This window comes from Streptomyces sp. Tu 2975 (assembly GCF_009832925.1).
Taxonomy (GTDB): domain Bacteria; phylum Actinomycetota; class Actinomycetes; order Streptomycetales; family Streptomycetaceae; genus Streptomyces.
In genome coordinates this window covers 2,311,205-2,335,706 of record NZ_CP047140.1, presented here as the reverse complement: position 1 = coordinate 2,335,706, position 24,502 = coordinate 2,311,205, and the positions used below count along the sequence as shown (strand labels likewise).

The window sequence follows — 24,502 nt, the reverse complement described above, 5'->3', positions numbered from 1 at the left end:
AACGAGGGAAGTAAGCGATGAGCAAGCTGCGCGTGGCCGTCCTGGGCGCCAAGGGCCGTATCGGCTCCGAAGCCGTACGCGCCGTCGAGGCCGCGGAGGACATGGAACTGGTGGCGGCGCTCGGCCGCGGCGACAAGCTGGAGACCCTCGTGGACTGCGGCACCCAGGTCGTCGTCGAGCTGACCACCCCGGCCTCCGTGATGGGCAACCTGGACTTCTGCGTACGCCACGGCATGCACGCGGTCGTCGGCACCACCGGTTGGACCGACGACCGCCTGGCGCAGCTGAACACCTCGCTGGCCGCCTCCCCGGAGACCGGCGTGCTCATCGCGCCCAACTTCTCCATCGGCGCGGTCCTCACCATGAAGTTCGCCCAGCAGGCCGCTCGGTACTACGAGTCGGTCGAGGTCGTGGAGCTGCACCACCCGAACAAGGCCGATGCCCCCTCCGGCACCGCCACCCGCACGGCCCAGCTCATCGCCGCGGCCCGCGCCGAAGCGGGCTGCGCTCCGCAGCCCGACGCCACGGTCACCGCCCTCGAAGGGGCGCGGGGCGCGGACGTCGACGGCATCCCGGTGCACGCCATCCGGCTGCGCGGGCTCCTGGCCCACCAGGAGGTGCTGCTCGGCGGCGAGGGTGAGACCCTGACCATCCGTCATGACTCCTTGCACCACAGCAGCTTCATGCCCGGCATCCTGCTCGGCGTCCGCCGCGTGGTGTCCGCTCCCGGCCTCACGTTCGGCCTTGAGAACTTCCTCGACCTCGGCTGAAGCGGACCATGCGCGCAAAGATCACGTACTTCGTCACGGCTGCCGTCCTGGTCGTCTACTTCGTCCTCGTCGGCAGCCGGGGCGTGATGCTGCTGAAGCAGGGCACCGCGCTGACCGTAACCTTCGGTATCGCGGTGCTGATCCTGCCGGTGATCGGCGTCTGGTTCCTGTGGATGAACACCCGTTTCGTCAACCGCGCCAACCAGCTGGCCGCCGAACTGGAGGCGGAGGGCGGGCTGCCCGTCGACGAGCTGGTCCGTACGCCCGGCGGGCGCATCGACCGTGACTCCGCGGACGCCGTGTTCGCCAAGCGGCGCGCGGAGACGGAGGACTCACCCGGCGACTGGCGCTGCTGGTTCCGTCTCGCCGTCGCCTATCACGACGCCCGTGACACACCGCGGGCCCGCCGCGCGATGCAGCGCGCGATCGCGCTGCACGACGGCAGGCCCGTCCCGAACTGAATCCGGCGCCGACAGGAGCGGCGGGGAAGCGGAAGGTCAGCCGGCCCGGTACTCCGCGCCCCACGCCTCCACAGTGTCCGCGGCGCGGTCGAAGGCTTCCGGCCGTGACAGGAAATCGGCGCTGTGGTCGGTGAGCAGCGTGAGCGGCTCCCTGCCCGGGCGGGCGGCCACGAGAGCCTGGCCCTGCACCGTACGGGGCAGGCCCAGCCAGCGCACCGGCTGCTGCACGGTGCGCAGTTCCGAGGTACGGCCCCAGGGGACCGTGGTCGTCGCGAAGAAGGCAACGCGGCGCAGGCCGTGCCGGCTGACCCAGACCCCCATGCGCAGGAGCCGCAGCGCGGCCGCGATCTGGGCGAGGCCGAGCACGAAGCACGCCCCGGCACCCGGCAGGGCACCCGCGAAGGCGATGATCACGCCCGCGATCAGCACGAAAGAGGCGAGCAGCAACAGCAGGGCGGCAGCCCCGACCCGCCACGGGCCGGGTCGGTACGGACGCCGCCACTGGTCGTGATCGTCGAAAGGCAGCGCGACGTCGTCCTCTTGCGTGTCAAAAGCACGGTCGGCCGTCAGAAAGGGCAGGGGCACGACTGATCCTCACTCACCAGCACACTCGGTTGGGCTGTGCCCGGTGAGGCTACCGAGGCCGCCGGGCGCCGACCACCCCAGGGGGCCATGGGGGCCGTTCCGTGCCGCCCGGCGACGGTCTCAGCGGTTCCGGGACGCTTCGGACTTCTTCGGATGCGAGGGCGTGCTGCCCGCATCCAGCGCCGGAAGCCCGAAGATCAGCGACCCCACCAGGCCGGCCACGACGGTCAGCCCGACAAGCACCCGTCCCGCGAGCTCTGAACGGCTGGGGCGGACGGGGGAGGGGGAGTGACGTTACTGCGGAAGGCATCGGCCTCGGCGACGAACGCGAAGGGGACGGCCTCACGCCGGGGGGCACCGCCCAGCGACGGCTGGGGGAGGGACATCAGGGACTCTCCTGTAACTCGTGACGGAACGGCCTGCGGGGTTGGACACCGCTACTCGTACAGACGAGCGCAGACGTCATTCGGTGCCCGAATTCCCCTAATTGACCAAAGGACACCTCGAACGGACGGCATGGTCGGCGCTGTCGGTGCCGCGCCGTAGAGTGGGCGCCGCCCGAGCGATGCAGATGGAAGGACCCGCCGGTGAGTGAGACCCCCGCAGAGATGGCCAAGCCCAGCTTCCGAAGCGACGTGACCGTCGAGTTGGTGAAGCACACCGCCGGAGACTCCGACGTGCTGTGGGCCGCCCGTGTCTCCACCGCGGGAGAGCAGTCCCTCGAGGAGCTCTCGAAGGACCCGGAGCGCTCCAAGGGCCTGATCAACTATCTGATGCGGGACCGCCACGGAAGCCCGTTCGAGCACAACTCGATGACCTTCTTCATCAGCGCCCCGATCTTCGTCTTCCGTGAGTTCATGCGGCACCGCGCCGGCTGGTCGTACAACGAGGAGTCCGGCCGCTACCGCCGCCTCGAGCCGGTCTTCTACGTCCCGGACGCCGAGCGCAAGCTCGTCCAGGAGGGCCGTCCGGGGAAGTACGTCTTCGTCGAGGGCACCCAGGCCCAGCAGGAGCTGACCGGCCGGGTGATGGCCGACTCCTACACCCATGCGTACGAGGCGTACGTGGAGATGCTCGACGCCGGCGTCGCCCGCGAGGTGGCCCGCGCCGTTCTCCCGGTCGGTATGTACTCCTCGATGTACGCGACGTGCAACGCCCGCTCGCTGATGCACTTCCTCGGCCTGCGCACCCAGCACGACCTGGCGAAGGTCCCGTCCTTCCCACAACGTGAGATCGAAATGGTCGGCGAGAAGATGGAGCAGCACTGGGCCGAGCTCATGCCGCTCACCTACGCCGCATTCAACGCCAACGGACGCATCGCACCGTAGTAGGGCACACATGTACGGCGGGCCCGGACGAGGTGTCCGTATTGCGGCGTTTCGAGAAGTTCATCTAGGCTGATCAAACGGACCCGGCACTGCTTGAACCCCCGAGCAGGCAGTGCCGGGCTCCGCATGCCACGTCGTACGTCACGTCCCCCGAGGGGGCATCCGGCGATGAGCAGCGAGTAGCGTGTTACCCATGGCTCCGATCTCCACTCCGCAGACCCCCTTCGGGCGGGTCCTCACCGCCATGGTCACGCCCTTCACGGCGGACGGCGCACTTGACCTCGCGGGCGCCCAGCAGCTGGCGGCCCATCTGGTGGACGCAGGCAACGACGGCCTGGTCGTCAACGGCACCACCGGCGAGTCGCCCACCACCAGCGACGCGGAGAAAGACCAGCTCGTACGGGCAGTACTGGAAGCCGTCGGAGACCGGGCCCATGTCGTCGCCGGTATCGGCACGAACGACACCCGCCACAGCATCGAGCTCGCCCGCGCCGCCGAACGGGCCGGCGCGCACGGCCTGCTCGCCGTCACGCCGTACTACAACAAGCCCCCTCAGGAGGGCCTGCTCCGCCACTTCACCGCCATCGCGGACGCGACCGAGCTCCCCGTGATGCTGTACGACATCCCCGGCCGCAGCGGCGTGCCCATCGACACGGAGACGATCGTCCGTCTCGCCGAGCACCCGCGGATCGTCGCCAACAAGGACGCCAAGGGCGACCTCGGCCGCGCCAGCTGGGCCATCGCCCGCAGCGGGCTCGCCTGGTACTCGGGCGACGACATGCTCAACCTGCCGCTGCTCTCCGTCGGCGCCTGCGGCTTCGTCTCCGTCGTGGGCCACGTCGTCACGCCCGAGCTGCGCGCGCTGCTCGACGCCCACTGCGGCGGAGACGTCCAGAAGGCGACGGAGATCCACCAGAAGCTGCTGCCGGTGTTCACCGGCATGTTCCGCACCCAGGGCGTCATCACGACCAAGGCGGCACTGACCCTCCAGGGCCTGCCCGCCGGTCCGCTCCGGCTTCCCCTCGTCGAGCTCTCGCCGGAAGAAACCGCGCAGCTCAAGGTCGACCTGGGAGCCGGCGGGGTAGAGCTCTGAACAGACTTCACAACTGAATAGCCGAATACCGGCCGACGAGACCGAGACGGGCCGACCCACTGCGGTCGGCCGACGGACCCGGCCGGACACAAACAACAGCAAGTGCACGAATGTCATGTACGCCACGTGCCCCCGCGGCAGGTGGCGTACATGGTGAGGAGAGTCTTTTGAGTCATCCGCATCCTGAACTCGCCGCGCCGCCCAAGCTGCCGAAGGGTGGCCTGCGCGTCACCCCGCTCGGCGGTCTCGGTGAGATCGGCCGGAACATGACCGTCTTCGAATACGGCGGCCGGCTGCTCATCGTCGACTGCGGCGTCCTCTTCCCCGAGGAGGAGCAGCCCGGCATCGACCTGATCCTGCCGGACTTCACCACCATCAGGGACCGCCTCGACGACATCGACGGCATCGTGCTCACGCACGGCCACGAGGACCACATCGGCGGTGTCCCGTTCCTGCTCCGGCTGAAGCCGGACATCCCGCTGATCGGCTCCAAGCTGACCCTCGCGCTGATCGAGGCCAAGCTCCAGGAGCACCGCATCCGCCCCTACACCCTCGAGGTGACCGAGGGGCACCGTGAGCGCATCGGCCCCTTCGACTGCGAGTTCATCGCGGTCAACCACTCCATCCCGGACGCCCTGGCGGTCGCCATCCGCACCCCCGCGGGCATGGTCGTCCACACGGGTGACTTCAAGATGGACCAGCTTCCGCTGGACCGGCGCCTCACCGACCTGCACGCCTTCGCACGGCTGAGCGAAGAGGGCATCGACCTCCTTCTCTCCGACTCGACGAACGCCGAGGTCCCGGGATTCGTCCCGCCCGAGCGCGACATCTCGAACGTCCTGCGCACGGTCTTCGCCAACGCGCAGAAGCGCATCATCGTGGCCAGCTTCGCCAGCCACGTCCACCGCATCCAGCAGATCCTCGACGCCGCCCACGAGTACGGCAGGCGTGTGGCCTTCGTCGGGCGTTCGATGGTCCGGAACATGGGCATCGCCCGGGACCTCGGTTATCTGCGGGTCCCGGCCGGCCTGGTCGTCGACGTGAAGACCCTCGACGATCTCCCCGACCACGAGGTGGTGCTCGTCTGCACCGGCTCCCAGGGGGAGCCGATGGCCGCTCTCTCCCGGATGGCCAACCGCGATCACCAGATCCGCATCGTCCAGGGCGACACGGTCATCCTGGCCTCGTCCCTGATCCCGGGGAACGAGAACGCGGTCTACCGCGTGATCAACGGCTTGACCCGCTGGGGCGCGAACGTGGTCCACAAGGGCAACGCCAAGGTCCATGTCTCGGGCCACGCGTCAGCCGGTGAGCTGCTGTACTTCTACAACATCTGCAAGCCGAAGAACCTGATGCCGGTCCACGGCGAGTGGCGCCACCTGCGCGCCAACGCGGAGCTCGGCGCCCTGACGGGTGTCCCCAAGGACAGGATCGTGATCGCCGAGGACGGCGTGGTCGTCGACCTGATCGACGGCAAGGCCACGATCGTCGGCAAGGTCCAGGCCGGTTATGTGTATGTCGACGGTCTCTCCGTCGGAGATGTCACGGAGCCCGCACTCAAGGACCGCCGCATCCTCGGCGAAGAAGGCATCATCTCGGTCTTCCTCGTCGTCGACAGCACGACGGGCAAGGTCGTGGGCGGTCCGAACATCCACGCTCGGGGCTCGGGCATCGAGGACTCGACGTTCTCGGCGGTCATGCCGAAGATCGAGGACGCGATCGCCAAGGCCGCCTCCGACGGTGTCGCCGAACCGCACCAGTTGCAGCAGCTCGTGCGCCGCACCGTGGGCAAGTGGGTCTCCGACACCTACCGCCGGCGTCCGATGATCCTCCCGGTCGTCGTCGAGGTCTGACGCCCTCCGACGCGCCAACTCCGGAGCGGAGCCCCCGATTTGCATCGGGGCGCTCCGCTCCAGTACGTTTACGTCTCCGCCCGAACGGGAACCCCGCACACTCATGCGTGCTGTGTGGTGCCCGCAGGGGGTGGGGAATTCCGACTCAGAACTTCTGATAAAGTCGGAGCCGCCGGAAAGGGAAACGCGAAAGCGGAGAACTGAAAGGCAAAACCCGCCGACCGGGAATCGGACACGAAAGAGTCTGATAGAGTCGGAAACGCAAGACCGAAGGGAAGCGCCCGGAGGAAAGCCCCAGAAAATGTTCTGCGGGTGAGTACAAAGGAAGCGTCCGTTCCTTGAGAACTCAACAGTGTGCCAAAAATCAACGCCAGATATGTTGATACCCCGTCCATCTTCGGATGGTCGAGGTTCCTTTGAAAAAGTCCATCCCGCTTGCGGGGTGGCAATCACAGCGAGGACGCTGTGAACGACCGGTCTTATTCCGACCGGTTGTTCCGCTCTTCGGATGTGCACCCGATCACGGGTAAACATTCATGGAGAGTTTGATCCTGGCTCAGGACGAACGCTGGCGGCGTGCTTAACACATGCAAGTCGAACGATGAACCTCCTTCGGGAGGGGATTAGTGGCGAACGGGTGAGTAACACGTGGGCAATCTGCCCTTCACTCTGGGACAAGCCCTGGAAACGGGGTCTAATACCGGATAATACTGCGGATCGCATGGTCTGCGGTTGAAAGCTCCGGCGGTGAAGGATGAGCCCGCGGCCTATCAGCTTGTTGGTGGGGTGATGGCCTACCAAGGCGACGACGGGTAGCCGGCCTGAGAGGGCGACCGGCCACACTGGGACTGAGACACGGCCCAGACTCCTACGGGAGGCAGCAGTGGGGAATATTGCACAATGGGCGAAAGCCTGATGCAGCGACGCCGCGTGAGGGATGACGGCCTTCGGGTTGTAAACCTCTTTCAGCAGGGAAGAAGCGAAAGTGACGGTACCTGCAGAAGAAGCGCCGGCTAACTACGTGCCAGCAGCCGCGGTAATACGTAGGGCGCAAGCGTTGTCCGGAATTATTGGGCGTAAAGAGCTCGTAGGCGGCTTGTCACGTCGGATGTGAAAGCCCGGGGCTTAACCCCGGGTCTGCATTCGATACGGGCAGGCTAGAGTGTGGTAGGGGAGATCGGAATTCCTGGTGTAGCGGTGAAATGCGCAGATATCAGGAGGAACACCGGTGGCGAAGGCGGATCTCTGGGCCATTACTGACGCTGAGGAGCGAAAGCGTGGGGAGCGAACAGGATTAGATACCCTGGTAGTCCACGCCGTAAACGTTGGGAACTAGGTGTTGGCGACATTCCACGTCGTCGGTGCCGCAGCTAACGCATTAAGTTCCCCGCCTGGGGAGTACGGCCGCAAGGCTAAAACTCAAAGGAATTGACGGGGGCCCGCACAAGCAGCGGAGCATGTGGCTTAATTCGACGCAACGCGAAGAACCTTACCAAGGCTTGACATATACCGGAAAGCATCAGAGATGGTGCCCCCCTTGTGGTCGGTATACAGGTGGTGCATGGCTGTCGTCAGCTCGTGTCGTGAGATGTTGGGTTAAGTCCCGCAACGAGCGCAACCCTTGTTCTGTGTTGCCAGCATGCCCTTCGGGGTGATGGGGACTCACAGGAGACTGCCGGGGTCAACTCGGAGGAAGGTGGGGACGACGTCAAGTCATCATGCCCCTTATGTCTTGGGCTGCACACGTGCTACAATGGCCGGTACAAAGAGCTGCGAAGCCGTGAGGCGGAGCGAATCTCAAAAAGCCGGTCTCAGTTCGGATTGGGGTCTGCAACTCGACCCCATGAAGTCGGAGTTGCTAGTAATCGCAGATCAGCATTGCTGCGGTGAATACGTTCCCGGGCCTTGTACACACCGCCCGTCACGTCACGAAAGTCGGTAACACCCGAAGCCGGTGGCCCAACCCCTTGTGGGAGGGAGCTGTCGAAGGTGGGACTGGCGATTGGGACGAAGTCGTAACAAGGTAGCCGTACCGGAAGGTGCGGCTGGATCACCTCCTTTCTAAGGAGCACATGGCCGACTGCGAGCGAATGACTCGCACGGTCGCTCATGGGTGGAACGTTGATTATTCGGCACTCTTGACCGTTTCTGGTCTGTCAGTACTGCTTCGGCGTGGAACACAGACTTGGGGACGGCTGGAGGGCCGGGCACACTGTTGGGTGTCTGAGGGTGCGAGCGTTGCTCGTCCTTCGGGATGCCGGCCCCAGTGAACTCGTCGCGTAGGTGACGGGGTGGTGGGTGGCTGGTCGTTGCTTGAGAACTACACAGTGGACGCGAGCATCTGTGGCCAAGTTTTTAAGGGCGCACGGTGGATGCCTTGGCACCAGGAACCGATGAAGGACGTGGGAGGCCACGATAGTCCCCGGGGAGCCGTCAACCAGGCTTTGATCCGGGGGTTTCCGAATGGGGAAACCCGGCAGTCGTCATGGACTGTCACCCATGCCTGAACACATAGGGCATGTGGAGGGAACGAGGGGAAGTGAAACATCTCAGTACCCTCAGGAAGAGAAAACAACCGTGATTCCGGGAGTAGTGGCGAGCGAAACCGGATGAGGCCAAACCTACGACGTGTGATACCCGGCAGGGGTTGCGTCGTGGGGGTTGTGGGATCTCTCTTTCATTGTCTGCCGGCAATGAGACGAGTCAGAAACCGTATGGATAGGCGAAGGACATGCGAAAGGTCCGGCGTAGAGGGTAAGACCCCCGTAGCTGAAATTCATACGGCTCGTTTGAGAGACACCCAAGTAGCACGGGGCCCGAGAAATCCCGTGTGAATCTGGCGGGACCACCCGCTAAGCCTAAATATTCCCTGGTGACCGATAGCGGATAGTACCGTGAGGGAATGGTGAAAAGTACCGCGGGAGCGGAGTGAAATAGTACCTGAAACCGTGTGCCTACAAGCCGTGGGAGCGTCGCTGGCAGCACTTGTGCTGTCAGTCGTGACTGCGTGCCTTTTGAAGAATGAGCCTGCGAGTTAGCGGTGTGTAGCGAGGTTAACCCGTGTGGGGAAGCCGTAGCGAAAGCGAGTCCGAACAGGGCGATCGAGTTGCACGCTCTAGACCCGAAGCGGAGTGATCTAGCCATGGGCAGGTTGAAGCGGAGGTAAGACTTCGTGGAGGACCGAACCCACCAGGGTTGAAAACCTGGGGGATGACCTGTGGTTAGGGGTGAAAGGCCAATCAAACTCCGTGATAGCTGGTTCTCCCCGAAATGCATTTAGGTGCAGCGTCGTGTGTTTCTTGCCGGAGGTAGAGCACTGGATAGGCGATGGGCCCTACCGGGTTACTGACCTTAGCCAAACTCCGAATGCCGGTAAGTGAGAGCGCGGCAGTGAGACTGTGGGGGATAAGCTCCATGGTCGAGAGGGAAACAGCCCAGAGCATCGACTAAGGCCCCTAAGCGTACGCTAAGTGGGAAAGGATGTGGAGTCGCAGAGACAACCAGGAGGTTGGCTTAGAAGCAGCCACCCTTGAAAGAGTGCGTAATAGCTCACTGGTCAAGTGATTCCGCGCCGACAATGTAGCGGGGCTCAAGCGTACCGCCGAAGTCGTGTCATTCCAGCATGAGGGCCAACGCCCGCTGGGATGGGTAGGGGAGCGTCGTGTGCCGGGTGAAGCAGCCGCGGAAGCGAGTTGTGGACGGTTCACGAGTGAGAATGCAGGCATGAGTAGCGATACACACGTGAGAAACGTGTGCGCCGATTGACTAAGGGTTCCTGGGTCAAGCTGATCTGCCCAGGGTAAGTCGGGACCTAAGGCGAGGCCGACAGGCGTAGTCGATGGACAACCGGTTGATATTCCGGTACCCGCTTTGAAACGCCCAATATCGAATCAGGCGATGCTAAGTCCGTGAAGCCGCCGGCTGAGTCTTCGGACGAGGTCGGAGTGGTGGAGCCGACGGACCAGACTTGTAGTAGGTAAGCGATGGGGTGACGCAGGAAGGTAGTCCAGCCCGGGCGGTGGTTGTCCCGGGGTAAGGGTGTAGGCCGTGGGGTAGGCAAATCCGCCTCACGTTAAGGCTGAGACCTGATGCCGAGCCGATTGTGGTGAAGTGGATGATCCTATGCTGTCGAGAAAAGCCTCTAGCGAGTTTCATGGCGGCCCGTACCCTAAACCGACTCAGGTGGTCAGGTAGAGAATACCGAGGCGTTCGGGTGAACTATGGTTAAGGAACTCGGCAAAATGCCCCCGTAACTTCGGGAGAAGGGGGGCCATCACTGGTGATCCGATTTACTCGGTGAGCTGGGGGTGGCCGCAGAGACCAGCGAGAAGCGACTGTTTACTAAAAACACAGGTCCGTGCGAAGCCGTAAGGCGATGTATACGGACTGACGCCTGCCCGGTGCTGGAACGTTAAGGGGACCGGTTAGTCACTCTTCGGGGTGGCGAAGCTGAGAACTTAAGCGCCAGTAAACGGCGGTGGTAACTATAACCATCCTAAGGTAGCGAAATTCCTTGTCGGGTAAGTTCCGACCTGCACGAATGGCGTAACGACTTCTCGACTGTCTCAACCATAGGCCCGGTGAAATTGCACTACGAGTAAAGATGCTCGTTTCGCGCAGCAGGACGGAAAGACCCCGGGACCTTTACTACAGTTTGATATTGGTGTTCGGTTCGGCTTGTGTAGGATAGGTGGGAGACTGTGAAGCTTGGACGCCAGTTCAGGTGGAGTCGTCGTTGAAATACCACTCTGGTCGTGCTGGATGTCTAACCTGGGTCCGTGATCCGGATCAGGGACAGTGTCTGATGGGTAGTTTAACTGGGGCGGTTGCCTCCCAAAGAGTAACGGAGGCGCCCAAAGGTTCCCTCAGCCTGGTTGGCAATCAGGTGTTGAGTGTAAGTGCACAAGGGAGCTTGACTGTGAGACCGACGGGTCGAGCAGGGACGAAAGTCGGGACTAGTGATCCGGCGGTGGCTTGTGGAAGCGCCGTCGCTCAACGGATAAAAGGTACCCCGGGGATAACAGGCTGATCTTCCCCAAGAGTCCATATCGACGGGATGGTTTGGCACCTCGATGTCGGCTCGTCGCATCCTGGGGCTGGAGTCGGTCCCAAGGGTTGGGCTGTTCGCCCATTAAAGCGGTACGCGAGCTGGGTTTAGAACGTCGTGAGACAGTTCGGTCCCTATCCGCTGTGCGCGTAGGAGTCTTGAGAAGGGCTGTCCCTAGTACGAGAGGACCGGGACGGACGAACCTCTGGTGTGCCAGTTGTCCTGCCAAGGGCATGGCTGGTTGGCTACGTTCGGAAAGGATAACCGCTGAAAGCATCTAAGCGGGAAGCCTGCTTCGAGATGAGGACTCCCACCTCCTTGAGAGGGTAAGGCTCCCAGTAGACGACTGGGTTGATAGGCCGGATATGGAAGCCCTGTAAGGGGTGGAGTTGACCGGTACTAATAGGCCGAGGGCTTGTCCTCAGTTGCTCGCGTCCACTGTGTTAGTTCTGAAGTAACGAACTCGCCCGACCCCTGTGTGGGGTTGCCGGCTGGTAGTTCGGACATCTTCATAGTGTTTCGGTGGTCATTGCGTTAGGGAAACGCCCGGTTACATTCCGAACCCGGAAGCTAAGCCTTTCAGCGCCGATGGTACTGCAGGGGGGACCCTGTGGGAGAGTAGGACGCCGCCGAACAATCATTGTGGGAAAGCCCCGCACCTCTGGTGCGGGGCTTTCCTGCGTTCAGGGTCTCCTGTACAAACGGCCCCAGGAAGGCCCGAACCGGGCGGCTGGGTCAGCCTCGGCCGGTGGTTATGAGCATCCCCTGATGCAGGGTATGCTTTATTCCGTTGCCGCAGGCAGCAGGCCCCTATAGCTCAGTCGGTAGAGCGTCTCCATGGTAAGGAGAAGGTCAACGGTTCGATTCCGTTTGGGGGCTCCGGACAACAGAAAGGCCCCCGCCGAAAGGCGGGGGCCTTTTTCGTGTGCCGATTCGCTGACGCGGTCAGCAGCCACCGGCTGCCGTCAGCTGTTGTGGGGCTCCGGGACGCGCATCGCGAGAATGGCCATGTCGTCCGACGCCGGCTCAGCCGCGAAGCGCTCCACGGCCCTCAGCACCCGGGCAGCCACCGCACCGGCGGTGAGCCCCGTGCAGGTCGTCAGAACATCGCTCAGGCCGTCGTCACCCAGCATGCGCGTGCCCTCGCGGCGTTCGGTGACGCCGTCGGTCACACACAACAGGACGTCGCCCGGATCGAGCGTCACCATCTGCTCGTACAGCTCCAGGTCCTCCATCACCCCGAGCAGCGGCTGCGGTTCGGCCGCCGGCTCGACCGTGCCGTCCTGGCGCAGCCGTAGCGGCAGCGGGTGACCGGCGCACACGACCTTGAGGATCGCGCTGCCGTCCTCCTGCGGCCACAACTCGCCGTAGAGCAGCGTCAGGAACCGGCTGCGGGCACCCTCGTCGAGAATTGCCGCATTCAGCCGCTCCAGGACCGCGGGGCCTCCGAAGCCCTCCCGGGCCAGCAGGCGCAGCGCGTGGCGGGCGAGGCCCGTCACGGCCGCGGCCTCGGGGCCCGTGCCGCAGACGTCGCCGATGGCGAAGCCGTACGCGCCGTCCCGGATGGGGAACAGGTCGTAGAAGTCTCCGCCGACCTCGTTGCCCTCACCCGCGGCGCGGTAGATGACCTCCACCTCGACGCCCTCGATCAGCGGCAGCTCCGGCGGCAGCAGGCTGCGCTGAAGGGACTGGCTGATCGCCACGCGCTCCGAGTAGAGCCGGGAGTTGTCGAGAGCCAGAGCCGCTCGGCGGGAAAGGTCCTCGGCCAGTTCCAGGATCTCCTGACGGAAGTGGTCGTCGGAGGGCTTGCCGAGGGTCAGCATGCCGATCACACGGTTACGGGCCACGAGCGGCAGGACGACGGTCTCGCCACCGACTGCGGCCGCCGTGGCCAGGGTTGTGCCGATCCCGGAGGAGACGGGGGGAGTGGAGCCGAGGCCCAGTTCACGCTTGGAGGCGAGCAGAGCCGCGCGCTGGGCCGCCTCCGCGGGTGCGTTCCATACGCGGGCGCCGGGTGTCGGGACGGGGTCCGGCGGGTCGATCTTCGACAGGAGGGCCTTGAGGCCGTCGATGCGTTCCTCGTCCTCGTGCAGCACATAGCTGAGGTACGGCTCGGACGACTGGTCGGCGATCGTGTAGACCGCGCACCAGGTGGCGAGTGTGGGTACCGTCATCTGCGCCATCAGGGCGAGCGTCTGGTCCCGGTCGAGGGTGCCGGCCAGCAGATCGGAGGCCTCGACGAGGAAGGAAAGGGAGCCCCGGCGCAGCCGTTCCAGTTCGCCGAGGCGGGCCGATTCGACGGCCAGCGCGATCCGGTCGGCGGCGAACTGGAGCCGCAGGGCCTCCTCGTTGGAGTAGCGGCCCGCGGATTCGGCGGCCACGCCGAGCGAGCCGGTGAGCCGGCCCTCGACCTTCAGCGGCACGGTGACCACCGAGCGCATGCCGGTGGAGTTGAGGAGCGGGACGGCGCCGGGGACGGCCGTGAGGTCCTCGTGGACCGCCGGCATTCGGGCGGAGCCGTAGCGCCCCGCGCCCGCTTCCACGGGGACGCGTGCGAAGCGCTGGCGGGCGGAGGGAAGGCCGGTCGTGGCCCGTACCTCGAGCTCCGTCTCGTCGTCCGTGGCGAGGAGCAGGAAGGCCGCGTCGCCGTCGAGCATGTCCCTGGCCCGTTCGACGGTGCGCTGGAGCAGGCCGTCGAGGTCGTCGGGGGCGGGCGAGCCGATGAAGACCTCGAACGGGTCGGTGCTGCGGTGCTCCGCGCCGCTGTCGGGGGTGCGCTGAGGGGTCTGAAGTACGGCACGCTCGTCGTCGCGCACCAGGAGGCAGACCGTGGAGGGTTCGCCGTCCGCGTCTCGTACCCGAAGGTGGGAGGCGTAAACCGGAAGGACACGGCCGTCGAGGCCGCGGATTCCGTAGCTGCCCTCCCAGCGGGAGAGCTGAAGGGCCTCGGCGATGCCGGTGCCGATACCCGGTGTCTGAGGCCAGGCCGCAAGGTCGGTGAGCGGCTTGCCGACAACCTGGTCGGCCGCGTAACCGAACAGCCGCTCGGCGTCCTCGTTCCATGCGGAGATCGTGCCGGTGCGGTCGATCTGGGCGACGGCGACCCGTACCCGTTCCTCTGCCACCGGAAGCATCGCGGTGGGCAGCACCGGGCCGGCGGACCTGGTACCCACGGGCCGCTGGGGCAGATCCAGTTGGAACCACACCGTCTTGTGGGTGGGGGTGTACTCGACGCCCCACCGGGAGGCGAGCGCCGCGCACAGCAGCAGCCCGCGACCGTTCTCACTGTCGAGGTTCGCGATGGCGCTGCCGGCGCCCTGTATCGGGACCTCACGCTCGGGATAGCGGTCGGCGACCTCGACGCGCACGCCGTCCTCGGAGCGCAGACACAGCACGTCCGCGGAGGTTCCCGCGTGGACGACGGCGTTGGTGACGAGCTCGCTGGTGAGCACCACCGCGTCGTCCACCACGTCGGAATATCCCCACCCCTGGAGGGTGTCGCGGACGAAGGCACGGGCGGTCGCGACGGACCGCCCGACAGGGTCGAAGCTGGCGGCCGCCCGCGCGGTGATCACAGAACTCCTCGTACGCGTCTCGACGCCCGGCTCTGCCATGATCGGCCTACCCCTCCCGGTGCCCGGTGGTAGAACGAGCACCACACCGCCCCCGCCGGGCGGACCGGGGCGGTTGGACAGCCGGATGCCAGGTTACTTACCTTCGCTGTCCGAGCGGATGCCGGTTGCCGCTGTTTCCGCCCTCCGGGGGTGGGGACGCTATGCGAAGCTGCCGAACTGTTATCGCCTGGTTCCGGCATGGTGAAACACTGGGCAGGCTTCCTGAGACGGCCCAGGCAGTAACGGTCAACCCCTGCGGGAGGGACACGGTGGAGTCTGGCGTGACGGCGCGGGCGAAAGATACGCGCGCGAAAGGCGGACGGTCCCGGAGCAATGGGACAACCGAAGTCGATACGGCGGCCCTGAACAGGCTGCTGGCGGCGCTTGTGACGATGCGCGACGGTAATTTCCGGCGCCGTCTGACGGTGTCCGGCGACGGTGTGATGGCCGAGATCGCGGCTGTCTTCAACGAGGTCGCCGACCGGAATCTCCACCTCACGGGTGAGATCGCGAGAGTCCGCAGGATGGTCGGCCGTGAGGGAAAGCTCACGGAGCGGCTGGAGACGGGTGCCTGCGAGGGGTCCTGGGCGGCGGCCGTCGACGCGGCGAACGAGCTGGTGGACGACCTGGCACGGCCCGTGTCCGAGGTCGGCAGGGTGCTCTCCGCGGTCGCTGACGGTGACCTGGAGCAGCGCATGGAGCTGCGCTCGCCCGCCGCGGACGGCCAGGACGGGGCGGCGGCGGTGCGCCCGCTGCGCGGCGAGTTCCTGAAGGTCGCGCGTACGGTCAACAGCCTGGTCGACCAGCTGTCGGCGTTCACCGACGAGGTGACCCGGGTCGCGCTCGAGGTGGGCACGGAGGGCAAGCTCGGCGGCCAGGCTCAGGTTCGCGGTATGTCCGGTTCGTGGAAGGACCTCACGGATTCGGTCAACACCATGGCGTACCGGTTGACCGCGCAGGTACGTGACATCGCTCTCGTCACGACGGCCGTCGCGAAGGGCGATCTGTCCCGCAAGGTCACGGTTCATGTGGCCGGCGAGATGCTTCAGCTGAAGGACACCGTCAACACGATGGTCGACCAGCTGTCGTCCTTCTCCTCCGAGGTGACCCGGGTGGCCCGGGAAGTGGGCACCGAGGGTGAGCTGGGTGGTCAGGCGACCGTTCCCGGTGTGGCCGGCGTGTGGAAGGACCTCACCGATTCGGTGAACACGATGGCCGGAAACCTCACCTCCCAGGTGCGCGGCATCGCGGAGGTGACGACGGCCGTCGCCAACGGTGACCTGTCGCAGAAGGTCACGGTCAACGCCCGGGGCGAGGTGGCCCAGCTCGCGGAGACCATCAACCAGATGACCGAGACGCTGCGGACGTTCGCGGACGAGGTCACGCGCGTCGCCAGCGAGGTCGGCGCGGAAGGTCTGCTCGGCGGTCAGGCGCAGGTGCCGGGTGCGGCGGGTACGTGGAAGGACCTCACCGATTCGGTGAACACCGTCTTCCGGAACCTGACCACACAGGTGCGTGACATCGCGCAGGTGACGACCGCGGTCGCCAACGGTGACCTGTCGCAGAAGGTCACTGTGGATGTCGCGGGCGAGATGCTGGAGCTGAAGAACACCGTCAACACGATGGTGGACCAGCTGCAGTCCTTCGGTTCCGAGGTGACGCGGGTCGCGCGGGAGGTCGGTGTCGAGGGCCGCCTCGGCGGTCAGGCCGAGGTGCCGGGTGCGGCGGGTACGTGGAAGGACCTCACCGATTCGGTGAACACCGCGTTCCGGAACCTCACCGGCCAGGTGCGTGACATCGCGCAGGTGACGACCGCGGTCGCCAACGGTGACCTGTCGCAGAAGGTCACCGTGGATGTCGCGGGCGAGATGCTGGAGCTGAAGAACACCGTCAACACGATGGTCGCGCAGCTGTCCTCCTTCGCCGACCAGGTCACGCGCATGGCCAGGGACGTGGGTACGGAGGGCCGCCTCGGCGGTCAGGCCCGGGTGGACGGCGTCAGCGGTACCTGGAAGGAGCTGACGGACTCCGTCAACTTCATGGCCGGCAATCTGACGTCGCAGGTGCGTCAGATCGCTCAGGTGACGACCGCGGTGGCGCGCGGTGACCTGTCGCAGAAGATCGACGTGGACGCGCGGGGCGAGATCCTCGAGCTGAAGAACACCATCAACACCATGGTCGATCAGCTCTCCGCATTCGCGGAGCAGGTCACCAGGGTCGCCCGCGAGGTGGGCACCGACGGCCGCCTCGGCGGCCAGGCCCAGGTGCCGGGCGTGGCGGGTGTGTGGCGCGACCTGACCGACTCCGTGAACGGCATGGCCGGGAACCTCACGGCGCAGGTCCGCAACATCGCGCAGGTCGCCACGGCGGTGGCGCGCGGTGACCTGTCGCAGAAGATCGACGTGGACGCGCGGGGCGAGATCCTCGAGCTGAAGAACACCCTCAACACGATGGTCGACCAGCTGTCGAACTTCGCGGAGCAGGTCACCCGGGTCGCCCGCGAGGTGGGCACCGAGGGCATCCTCGGCGGCCAGGCGGAGGTGCAGGGCGTCTCCGGCACCTGGAAGGACCTCACCCAGTCCGTCAACTTCATGGCGAACAACCTGACGAGTCAGGTGCGCAACATCGCGGAGGTGACCACCGCGGTCGCCAAGGGCGACCTGTCGAAGAAGATCACCGTCGACGCCAAGGGCGAGATCCTGGAGCTGGTCACGACCGTCAACACGATGGTCGACCAGCTGTCCGACTTCGCGGACGAGGTGACCAGGGTGGCCCGCGAGGTGGGTACGGAGGGCGTGCTGGGCGGCCAGGCGCGGGTCCGCGGTGTGACCGGCATCTGGAAGGACCTCAGCGACAACGTCAACCTGATGGCCAACAACCTCACCAGCCAGGTGCGCAACATCTCCCGTGTCTCCGCGGCGGTCGCCAACGGCGACCTGACGAAGAAGGTCACGGTGGAGGCGCGCGGCGAGGTCGCGGAGCTCGCCGACACCGTGAACACGATGGTGCGCACGCTGTCGTCGTTCGCCGACGAGGTGACCCGGGTGGCCCGTGAGGTGGGCACCGACGGCCGCCTGGGCGGTCAGGCGCGGGTGCCCGGTGTCTCCGGCACCTGGAAGGACCTGACCGAGTCGGTGAACTCGATGGCGTCCAATCTGACCGGTCAGGTGCGTCAGATCGCGACCGTCACCACCGCCATCGCCAAGGGCGACCTGACCCGCAAGATCGACATCGACGCGCGGGGCGAGATCCTCGAGCTGAAGACCACCATCAACACCATGGTCGACCAGTTGTCGTCGTTCGCCGAGGAGGTCACCAGGGTGGCCCGCGAGGTGGGCACCGACGGACAGCTGGGCGGTCAGGCACGGGTCCGTGACGTCGACGGCACCTGGCGCGACCTGACCGAGTCGGTGAACGAGATGGCCGGGAACCTGACCCGTCAGGTGCGTGCCATCGCGGCCGTCGCGACCGCGGTCACCCGCGGCGATCTGAACCTCAAGATCGATGTGGACGCCGCCGGCGAGATCCAGGTACTCCAGGACAACATCAACACGATGATCGCCAACCTGCGCGACACCACCCTCGCGAACGAGGAACAGGACTGGCTCAAGGGCAATCTGGCCCGTATCTCCGGTCTGATGCAGGGCCGACGCGACCTCGACGACGTCGCGTCGCTGATCATGAGCGAGCTCACCCCGGTCGTCTCGGCGCAGCACGGCGCCTTCTTCCTGGCCGTGCCCGCCGGCAACGGCCCGGAGACCGGGGGCGCCGAGACGTACGAGCTGTGCATGCGCGGCAGTTACGGATACTCGGCCGGTCTGATGCCGACCTCGTTCCGGCCGGGGGAGACGCTGATCGGGACGGCTGCCGAGGAGAAGCGGACCATCCAGGTCAACGTTCCGCCGGGCTACCTGCGGATCTCCTCGGGGCTGGGTGAGGCGTCGCCCGCCTATGTGATCGTGCTGCCGGTGCTGTTCGAGGGGAAGGTCCTCGGGGTGATCGAGCTGGCGTCGTTCCAGCCGTTCACGCAGATCCAGCGGGACTTCCTGAACCAGATCGCCGAAATGATCGCGACAAGCGTCAACACGATCAGCGTCAACACGAAGACCGAGGTGCTGCTCAAGCAGTCGCAGGAGCTGACGGAGCAGCTGCGTGAGCGTTCCGCGGAGCTGGAGAACCGGCAGAAGGCGCTCCAGGCGTCCAACGCCGAACTGGAGGAGAAGGCCGAGCTGCTGGCGCAGCAGAACCGCGACATCGAGGTGAAGAACACCGAGATCGAGGAGGCCCGGCAGGTGCTGGAGGAGCGGGCGGAACAGCTCGCGGTCTCCATGCGCTACAAGTCGGAGTTCCTGGCGAACATGTCGCACGAGCTGCGGACGCCGCTCAACTCCCTGCTCATCCTGGCCAAGCTGCTGGCGGACAACGCGGCGGGCAATCTCTCCCCGAAGCAGGTGGAGTTCGCGGAGACGATCCACGGCGCCGGGTCCGATCTGCTGCAGCTGATCAACGACATCCTCGACCTGTCGAAGGTCGAGGCGGGCAAGATGGACGTGAGCCCGACCCGTATCGCGCTGGTGCAGCTGGTGGACTACGTCGAGGCGACGTTCCGGCCGCTGACGGCGGAGAAGGGACTCGACTTCTCCGTCCGTGTCTCGCCGGAGCTGCCGGCGACGCTGCACACCGACGAACAGCGGCTGCTGCAGGTGCTGCGCAATCTGCTGTCCAACGCGGTGAAGTTCACCGACAGCGGTGCGGTCGAGCTGGTGATCAGGCCGGCCGGCGCCGATGTGCCGCAGTCGATCCGCGAGCAGCTGCTGGAGGCGGGATCGCTGCGCGACCCGGACGGCGATCTGATCGCCTTCTCCGTGACCGACACGGGCATCGGGATCGCGGCCGGAAAGATGCGGGTGATCTTCGAGGCGTTCAAGCAGGCCGACGGGACGACCAGCCGTAAGTACGGCGGTACGGGCCTCGGACTGTCGATCAGCAGGGAGATCGCGCGGCTGCTCGGTGGCGAGATCCACGCGGCGAGCGAGCCGGGGCGCGGTTCTACGTTCACCCTGTATCTGCCGCTCCACCCGAGCGAACTGCCGCCGCAGGGCTACCCGCAGCTCGGACCGGGCGGCGTCGGAAGCCGTCCGGGCGAGGAAGGTGTCGCGGAGGACGGCGGGGCGCAGGTGCGGCCGCAGCCGACCCAGGCGGCTTCCACCGGCCCTGCGGCCCTGCTGCGGCGGCGCCGCAAGGCCCAGGCGGCCCAGGAGCCGTCGCCGGGCACGGGGCAGCCGGGGGAGACGCGCGGACAGGAGCCGTGGGCGGCCGGTGAGAAGGAGGGCCCGGAGCAGCGGCGGGTGTTCACCTTCGACGGCGAGAAGGTCCTCATCGTCGACGACGACATCCGCAATGTCTTCGCGCTCACCAGCGTTCTGGAGCAGCACGGGCTGTCGGTGCTGTACGCGGAGAACGGCCGGGAGGGCATCGAAGTCCTGGAGCAGCACGACGATGTGACGGTCGTACTGATGGACATCATGATGCCGGAGATGGACGGGTACGCGACGACCACGGCGATCCGGCGGATGCCCCAGTTCGCCGGTCTGCCGATCATCGCCCTCACGGCGAAGGCCATGAAGGGCGACCGGGAGAAGGCCATCGAATCGGGAGCATCCGACTATGTGACCAAGCCGGTGGACCCCGATCATCTTCTTACGGTGATGGAGCAGTGGATGCGCGACAAGTGACAGCAGTTCGTGTGATTGTGTGCGAGTCCCTGATCGACTTTGGCCGGAGGCGTGTGAGAGGGGAGTATCCGGGGAACTATCCGGTCTCCCCCCACGTTTGCGGTACGTGCACAGTGACATCACGGTGACAGGGTGTGGCGACGGGCGGGGTGCGGCTACGATGACCGGCACAAGGACGGGCGGCGCAAGGGAGTCGTCCCCTGGGGCGGCGCCCGGTGCGTCCCCCGGCTCATCGAGCTGGGGAGACCCCATGCCGGGGCGAGGAGGACGGGGCATGGTGCAGAAGGCCAAGATCCTCCTGGTCGATGACAGGCCGGAGAATCTGCTCGCGTTGGAGGCCATTCTCTCAGCGCTCGATCAGACGCTGGTGCGGGCATCGTCAGGGGAGGAAGCGCTCAAGGCGCTGCTGACGGACGATTTCGCGGTCATTCTGCTGGATGTCCAGATGCCTGGAATGGACGGGTTCGAGACCGCCGCGCACATCAAGCGCCGGGAGCGGACGCGGGACATCCCGATCATCTTCCTGACCGCGATCAACCACGGCCCCCATCACACCTTCCGCGGGTATGCCGCGGGCGCCGTGGACTACATCTCCAAGCCGTTCGACCCGTGGGTGCTGCGCGCGAAGGTCTCCGTCTTCGTCGAGCTCTATATGAAGAACTGCCAACTGCGGGAGCAGGCGGCGCTGCTGCGACTCCAGCTCGAGGGCGGCAACCAGGCCGAAACGGGAGCCGGCCGGGAATCCGCGGGTCTGCTCGCCGAACTGTCCGCGCGGCTCGCCGCCGTCGAGGAGCAGGCAGAGGCCCTCTCCAAGCAGCTCGACGACGACTCGGCGGACGCGGCGGCCGTGGCAACGGCCGCCCACCTCGAGCGCAAACTCACGGGACTGCGCAGGGCTCTTGACGCCCTGGAACCCGGCACGGGCGGCGGCTCGCCGACCCTCCCCTCACAGAGTTGACGCCGGTTCGGCGCCAGGCGTCACACACCCACCGGCGTCGAACCGGAGCTTGATGCCGCGTCAGTTCTGCGCATCATCAGCAACGACACGAACGGGTGAAGCAGTGGGCACACGTGTCCGCTGCGGTCGACACCGGTAACCTCACCACCATGGCCTCACGTACGTCCGGCAAGGGTTCCCAGGGCACGGCGGGCACCGCGAAGCCGCGCGCCGGCCGTACGACCGGCGCCGCGAAGAAAGCAGCGCCCGTCAAGAAGGCCGCCGCCAAGAAGGCCGTGCCCCCGAAAAAGGCGCCGGCGAAAAAGGCGGCGGCCAGGAAAGCGGCCGCGCCGAAGCCCGCACCGTCTCCCACCGGGGGTGTGTACCGCCTGGTGCGCGCCGTCTGGCTGGGGATCGCGCACGCCGTCGGAGCGATGTTCCGCGGCATAGGGCGTGGAGCCAAGGGCCTCGACCCGGCGCACCGCAAGGACGGGCTGGCTCTGCTGCTGCTCGGCCTGGCGCTGATCGTCGCGGCGGGCACCTGGTCGAAGTTGCGCGGTCCCGTCGGCGATCTCGTCGAAATGCTCGTCACCGGCGCCTTCGGCAGGCTCGATCTGCTCGCCCCGATACTGCTGGGCGCGATCGCCGTACGGCTGATCCTCTTCCCGGAGCGACCGGAGGCCAACGGCCGTATCGTCATCGGCCTTTCCGCGCTGGTCCTCGGTGTGCTCGGTCAGGTCCACATGGCGTGCGGCTCGCCCGGCCGGGGCGAGGGCACCGAGGCGATCCAGGACGCGGGCGGCCTTATCGGCTGGGCCGTGTCCAAACCACTGATCTTCGCCATGGGCGAGGTGCTCGCGGTGCCGCTGCTCGTACTGCTCACCGTCTTCGGCCTCCTCGTGGTCACCGCCACACCCGTCAACGCCATCCCGCAGCGCCTTCGGCTGCTCGGCTCCAAGCTCGGCATCATCGAGCCGCTGCCCTCCCCCGACGCCGACACGGACGACGAGCGGTACGACGAGCAGTGGCGTGAGGCCCTGCCCGCCCGCCCGGGCCGCTCGGCCGGACGCGGCGGCGCAGCCGCGGAACCCGAACCGGACGCGGCGGAGGAGGAGGCCCTCTCCCGGCGCCGCCGCCCGCGCAGGCCGTCGGCCCAGCCGGCCCTGGGCAGGGAGATGGACGCGGTCGACGTCGCCGCCGCCGCGGCAGCCGCGCTCGACGGAGCCGTACTGAACGGCATGCCGCCCTCGCCGCTCGTCGCCGACCTCACCCGGGACGTCACCGCCGAGCGGCAGCGTGCCGCCTCGCCCGTCCCCACCGCGCGCGAAGCCGGGACGCCCGGCCGCGGGCAGAAGGCACCCGAGGCGAAGGGGGCCGTACCCGACCTGACGAAGCCGGCGCCCGACGAGTCCCAGCCCCTGCCGCCGCGGGCCGAGCAGCTCCAGTTGTCGGGCGACATCACCTACTCGCTGCCCTCGCTCGACCTGCTCGAGCGAGGCGGCCCGGGCAAGACCCGCAGCGCCGCGAACGACGCGGTCGTGGCGTCGCTGACCAACGTGTTCATGGAGTTCAAGGTCGACGCCGCCGTCACCGGCTTCACCCGCGGTCCGACGGTCACGCGGTACGAGGTGGAACTGGGCCCCGCCGTGAAGGTCGAGCGCATCACGGCCCTGACCAAGAACATCGCGTACGCGGTCGCCAGTCCGGACGTGCGGATCATCTCGCCGATCCCCGGCAAGTCCGCCGTCGGCATCGAGATCCCGAACACAGACCGCGAGATGGTCAACCTCGGCGACGTGCTGCGCCTCGCCGACGCCGCGGAGGACGACCACCCGATGCTGGTCGCGCTCGGCAAGGACGTCGAGGGCGGCTATGTGATGGCCAACCTGGCGAAGATGCCGCACGTCCTGGTCGCGGGCGCCACCGGCTCCGGCAAGTCCTCCTGCATCAATTGCCTGATCACGTCCGTGATGATAAGAGCGACGCCGGAGGACGTACGGATGGTGCTGGTCGACCCCAAGCGGGTCGAGCTCACCGCCTACGAGGGCGTCCCGCACCTGATCACGCCGATCATCACGAACCCCAAGCGGGCCGCGGAGGCCTTGCAGTGGGTCGTGCGCGAGATGGATCTGCGCTACGACGACCTCGCCGCCTACGGCTTCCGTCACATCGACGACTTCAATCAGGCCGTACGCCACGGCAAGGTCAAGCCGCCGGAGGGCAGCGAGCGCGAGCTCCAGCCGTACCCCTACCTGCTGGTCATCGTGGACGAGCTGGCCGACCTCATGATGGTCGCGCCGCGTGACGTCGAGGACGCGATCGTCCGCATCACACAGCTGGCGCGCGCGGCGGGCATCCATCTGGTATTGGCCACGCAGCGGCCGTCGGTCGACGTCGTGACCGGCCTGATCAAGGCGAACGTGCCCTCCCGGCTCGCCTTCGCCACCTCCTCCCTCGCCGACAGCCGGGTCATCCTCGACCAGCCGGGCGCGGAGAAGCTGATCGGCAAGGGCGACGGCCTCTTCCTGCCCATGGGCGCCAACAAGCCCACCCGCATGCAGGGCGCCTTCGTGACGGAGGAAGAGGTCGCCGCGGTCGTCCGCCACTGCAAGGACCAGATGGCCCCGGTCTTCCGGGACGACGTGGTCGTCGGCACGAAGCAGAAGAAGGAGATCGACGAGGACATCGGCGACGATCTCGATCTGCTCTGCCAGGCCGCCGAACTCGTCGTTTCCACGCAGTTCGGCTCGACGTCGATGTTGCAGCGCAAGCTGCGCGTGGGGTTCGCGAAGGCGGGACGGCTGATGGACCTCATGGAGTCGCGGAACATCGTCGGCCCCAGCGAAGGATCGAAGGCCCGTGACGTTCTCGTGAAACCGGACGAACTGGATGGAGTGCTCGCCGTGATCCGGGGAGAGACTCACTCGTAAGGGTTTGGCGGGCAACCGTTTCCCATGGTCGTACGTCAAGTTGGAGGGAGGGATGTACAGATGTCCCGACCCCGGGACCGCCCTGCCATTCCGATGGCGTACAAAGCTCCACCGCCCGGTTGCCCCACCCTTTCGTACCACCCATAGAC

The 24,502-nt window shown here is 66.3% G+C and carries 10 protein-coding genes, 1 tRNA gene, 3 rRNA genes and 1 pseudogene; 12 read left to right on the top strand and 3 right to left on the bottom strand.

Features of this window, described 5'->3' with window-relative positions:
- Positions 1-17 precede the first annotated feature (17 nt).
- Both dapB and GLX30_RS10165 read left to right on the top strand, forming a co-directional pair.
- Positions 18-770 (top strand): 4-hydroxy-tetrahydrodipicolinate reductase, encoded by a 753-nt coding sequence (gene dapB, locus GLX30_RS10170; RefSeq protein ID WP_159686297.1) that lies wholly within the window; start codon positions 18-20, stop codon positions 768-770.
- A gap of 8 nt (positions 771-778) precedes the next feature.
- On the top strand, positions 779-1,231 hold the full coding sequence (locus tag GLX30_RS10165; RefSeq protein WP_159686295.1) for a tetratricopeptide repeat protein: 453 nt from the start codon (positions 779-781) through the stop codon (positions 1,229-1,231).
- Positions 1,232-1,267: 36 nt separating this feature from the next.
- On the opposite strand, the gene GLX30_RS10160 is transcribed toward GLX30_RS10165, so the two are convergent.
- A complete protein-coding gene (locus GLX30_RS10160) occupies positions 1,268-1,816 on the bottom strand; it encodes a hypothetical protein (RefSeq protein ID WP_159686293.1) in 549 nt (182 codons plus the stop codon).
- A gap of 120 nt (positions 1,817-1,936) precedes the next feature.
- A pseudogene (locus GLX30_RS35165) lies at positions 1,937-2,202 on the bottom strand (hypothetical protein).
- A gap of 201 nt (positions 2,203-2,403) precedes the next feature.
- Here GLX30_RS35165 and thyX point away from each other — a divergent pair.
- The 7 genes from thyX (at position 2,404) to GLX30_RS10120 (ending at position 12,016) form a co-directional block, all read left to right on the top strand.
- Entirely contained in the window at positions 2,404-3,144 is a 741-nt protein-coding gene (gene thyX / locus GLX30_RS10150) for an FAD-dependent thymidylate synthase (protein WP_159686291.1), read from the top strand.
- Between the two features lie 193 nt (positions 3,145-3,337).
- Entirely contained in the window at positions 3,338-4,237 is a 900-nt protein-coding gene (gene dapA / locus GLX30_RS10145) for a 4-hydroxy-tetrahydrodipicolinate synthase (protein WP_159686287.1), read from the top strand.
- 167 nt (positions 4,238-4,404) lie between these two features.
- Positions 4,405-6,090: a ribonuclease J gene (locus GLX30_RS10140; RefSeq protein ID WP_159686283.1), complete on the top strand. Its 1,686-nt coding sequence runs from the start codon at positions 4,405-4,407 to the stop codon at positions 6,088-6,090.
- Between the two features lie 533 nt (positions 6,091-6,623).
- Positions 6,624-8,151 (top strand): 16S ribosomal RNA (locus GLX30_RS10135).
- Positions 8,152-8,435: 284 nt separating this feature from the next.
- A 23S ribosomal RNA gene (locus GLX30_RS10130) occupies positions 8,436-11,560 on the top strand.
- A 95-nt stretch (positions 11,561-11,655) separates the two neighbouring features.
- Positions 11,656-11,772 (top strand): 5S ribosomal RNA (gene rrf / locus GLX30_RS10125).
- Together the 16S, 23S and 5S rRNA genes with 1 tRNA gene alongside form the textbook arrangement of a ribosomal RNA operon.
- 171 nt (positions 11,773-11,943) lie before the next feature.
- Positions 11,944-12,016 (top strand) — tRNA-Thr (locus GLX30_RS10120).
- A gap of 86 nt (positions 12,017-12,102) precedes the next feature.
- Here the strand turns inward: GLX30_RS10120 and GLX30_RS10115 are convergent.
- A complete protein-coding gene (locus tag GLX30_RS10115) occupies positions 12,103-14,751 on the bottom strand; it encodes a SpoIIE family protein phosphatase (protein WP_167306806.1) in 2,649 nt (882 codons plus the stop codon).
- A 269-nt stretch (positions 14,752-15,020) separates the two neighbouring features.
- Here GLX30_RS10115 and GLX30_RS10110 point away from each other — a divergent pair, with 269 nt between their 5' ends.
- The 3 genes from GLX30_RS10110 to GLX30_RS10100 all read left to right on the top strand — a co-directional run bounded on the left by GLX30_RS10110 (position 15,021) and on the right by GLX30_RS10100 (position 24,353).
- A complete protein-coding gene (locus GLX30_RS10110) occupies positions 15,021-20,486 on the top strand; it encodes a HAMP domain-containing protein (RefSeq protein ID WP_159686280.1) in 5,466 nt (1,821 codons plus the stop codon).
- A gap of 274 nt (positions 20,487-20,760) precedes the next feature.
- Positions 20,761-21,444, top strand: a complete 684-nt coding sequence (locus tag GLX30_RS10105; RefSeq protein WP_159686277.1) for a response regulator — start codon at positions 20,761-20,763, stop codon at positions 21,442-21,444.
- 149 nt (positions 21,445-21,593) lie between these two features.
- Complete coding sequence (locus tag GLX30_RS10100; RefSeq protein ID WP_159686275.1) at positions 21,594-24,353, top strand: DNA translocase FtsK; 2,760 nt, start codon at positions 21,594-21,596, stop codon at positions 24,351-24,353.
- The last annotated feature ends 149 nt before the right edge of the window (positions 24,354-24,502 follow it).